This window comes from Bradyrhizobium uaiense, from assembly GCF_010811875.1.
GTDB lineage: Bacteria > Pseudomonadota > Alphaproteobacteria > Rhizobiales > Xanthobacteraceae > Bradyrhizobium > Bradyrhizobium uaiense.
Window position 1 is genome coordinate 1 of the sequence record NZ_VKHP01000721.1, and the last position, 254, is coordinate 254.

The following is a 254-nucleotide window of genomic DNA, read 5'->3' on the forward strand; positions in this document are numbered from 1 at the left end:
GAACGGCGCTCCCGAAAACCAACCTCCCGCAACTGTCCGCGATTTAGCGGAATCCCTGTCCCGGAATTACTGAAATCGCTGTCCGCGAATTACCGAAATCGGTGTCCGGAAATTGCCGAAACACGCAGCGGAAGCACGGCATCTCTGAAGCGACGTTTTACAACTGGAAGGCCAAATACGGCGGGATGGACGTGTCCGAGGCCAGGCGGCTGAAGGCACTGGAAGATGAGAACGCCAAACTGAAGAAGCTCCTG

General features: G+C 56.3%; 1 pseudogene. It reads left to right on the plus strand.

Going from position 1 to position 254, the window contains the following annotated elements:
* Nucleotides 1–128 precede the first annotated feature (128 nt).
* Nucleotides 129–254 (plus strand): annotated as a pseudogene (locus tag FNJ47_RS47215) (transposase); the annotation flags it as partial.